Source organism: Haloferax profundi (assembly GCF_001469865.1).
In the GTDB taxonomy this organism is placed as follows: domain Archaea; phylum Halobacteriota; class Halobacteria; order Halobacteriales; family Haloferacaceae; genus Haloferax; species Haloferax profundi.
Map to the genome: position 1 here is coordinate 1 of NZ_LOPV01000130.1, position 2,478 is coordinate 2,478.

Below are 2,478 nucleotides of genomic sequence, written 5' to 3' on the forward strand. Positions count from 1 at the left end.
GACCCAGAACTCGGTGTGGAGGTCGCGATCTTGCTCGACTATCTCTTTCGGGATATCGTGCTCTTCAGAGATTTCCTCGGTTTCCTCTTCGAATCGGTCGTTGATTCTTTTGAGGAACAGCATGCCGAAAATATAGTTCTTGTAATCAGATGCGTCAATACTACCTCTCAGGATATCAGCAGCACCCCACAGGTGTGTTTCGAGAGTATCGAGATCGAGAGTCTCCTGTCCGGGACCCAGTCCGGTCAGAGTCTCCTGTTCGGAATCCATGTTAAACAGGTGTTCTCTTGGGTGACGTATTATGTTTTTCAACACTACTGGTTCGCGGATGCGGTGCTGTGTGTTCCACTAGACACCCTGTGTGAACCTCCGATGTCGTAAACGACTCCGTGTTCTTCTCACCGACCCCTCTTACTATACTGTACCTTCTTTGTGGATACAGAGGCTGAAACGTCGGGACAGTTAGCATGTGGGTTTAACCCAACCGTCAGCAGGATTCTTGTACACCGAATCCATCTGTAATGTTAACCGCTTGACTAGTCCCGTATTCGATTTATTTCTATTCGCGGTTTTTATCTCGGCCATTCCTCACCCGCGAACGCGATGGTACGAAGAGTGGCTGATTCTCACGATAGTCTATTCTGTCGGCACCATATTGGTTATCGCTCGGTTCCTCAAACCAGTCTTCGACCTACTGAAGGTCGATATACAAAGCAAGGTCGTGTCGGGCGGAATTATACTATCCACTGTTGCCCCTCGGATTGGGGGCTACGCATTATCACGTGGTTTCGGTATCGGGCGAATTGGATACGTATTCGACCGAAATATCGGTGACGAGATGGTGAGGTTCCGGCGAGATCTCCGTAAAATGTACGTCACAAATAGCGAGGTTGCAGTTGCGTCACCCCAGAAGGCAGAACTCCTAGCGGACATTAAACGCACGCACTCCAAGATCCGCCGGCGACACGCTATCGGTGAGATTCTAATCGGAGTGGGTGTGGGGATTCTTGCTCTCCTTGTAGGAAGTATCTCGTTCCTCGCTGGTGTCGGACTTCTTCTATCATTGTATTTGTTGATGTTCCCACTCTCGATGGCTCTCCGAAGGGTTGTCGTGGATAAGCTCGCCTATCCGGTGGAGATGGTCGACGTCGAAGCAGAAGAGATCCGCTATCCACCTCGAATTGCCACGCTTGGGTTTATGCAGGGATGGAACAGAATGTTGCTGCAGAACGAAGCAGTCATCCACAAACTCATTCTCGTCTCGTTCATCAAAGGTGAGTTCATCCTTGGCTACGAACGGGGAGAGGAACTCATTGAGCGGGTTCTGACAGGCGATGTAGAACTGGAGGAGGCTTTCGACGAGCTCGTGGAAGAGGAACTCGGTGAGGACACGACTGAGTCTCGGTGGTTCCGTAGATTCGTCGAGCGGTTTATCGGAATATAACCTGCTGGTCGCAGACCAGTCTCTCATTCGGTCTATGAGCTCTGTAACGCTTCATGTGTCGCTGAACCAATTCTGTCTCAACACTACGGGGTTGAGGATGCGGTGCTGTGTGTTTCACTACACCCCCGTGTAAACCCCGATATCGAAACTGACTCAGTTCTCTTCTCACTATCCCACCTTCACTATACTGTACATTCTTTGTACAGGCAGGCGCTGAGACGTCGAAGTACGCGTGCAAACATAATGCGATACCACTGTAGTAGCAGAGATTGTTGTGCGCGCACCAACGAAGTTATATTTGGGCGGGTTTTCACCACGGAATAAAAGTCTCGAATGGGGGTCAACCCTTGAATTTCTCCCAATTGAAAACTTGAACAAACACGGCGAGATAGTGAACCTTGCATCAGATTAAATCCAAGGTACGAGTCATCTGAATACTTTTGTTCCAACCCCGATTGCGTGTCTCTACCGGGTGCAGGCAAACCGAACATGCCTACACCACAAGATAACAGAAGACGCCACTGGACGCTCGCCTCGGCCTCACAGTTTGCCAGATAGTGTTCCCTGGACTTCCAGCGGTAGCTCTACCGACTGGAAGGACTGTGCGTCCGGGCTGACGTGACCTTGTTCAGTGGCACATCGATATAGACATGCACGAAAACCACACGCCATCGCGGATACCGGATGGCAACCGTAGTGAAGACGAACAGTGCCAGAATATGCGCAGTATCGAACGCTGGTTCGATTTGAGTGAAGACTGTGCATCCTCGATATCGAATCCTGGGCAAGAAGAGGTGTACCAGAGTCATGCAGGGACTCCTGTTGGCATCGAGACTCTACCCAGTGAGAGCAGTTTTTCAGGTCCTGTGACGACATTCTATGCAAATGATCTCGAAGGGGAGGCGGAGCAGCGATACGACCACTTCTGGGATATCCACTGGGGGCACGATAGTTGGTTTGTCGACTCACCGGTGGATGAAATCAAAAGAGGATACGTAGTGGACCCTACGGATAGGGCGAAATGGCATAATATT

The 2,478-nt window shown here is 50.4% G+C and carries 3 protein-coding genes; 2 read left to right on the forward strand and 1 reads right to left on the reverse strand.

Annotated elements, in window-relative coordinates:
• On the reverse strand, positions 1–270 hold a 270-nt coding region (locus AUR66_RS06595; RefSeq protein WP_197409692.1), incomplete at its 3' end, for a type I restriction-modification system subunit M N-terminal domain-containing protein.
• A 229-nt stretch (positions 271–499) separates the two neighbouring features.
• On the opposite strand from AUR66_RS06595, the gene AUR66_RS06600 reads away from it, so the two are divergent.
• Positions 500–1,444 carry a hypothetical protein gene (locus AUR66_RS06600; protein WP_157533018.1) on the forward strand — a complete coding sequence of 315 codons (945 nt, stop codon included), beginning with the start codon at positions 500–502 and terminating at the stop codon, positions 1,442–1,444.
• Between the two features lie 650 nt (positions 1,445–2,094).
• Positions 2,095–2,478 (forward strand): hypothetical protein (locus AUR66_RS22555; protein WP_231727785.1); only part of this gene is annotated, 384 nt, incomplete at its 3' end.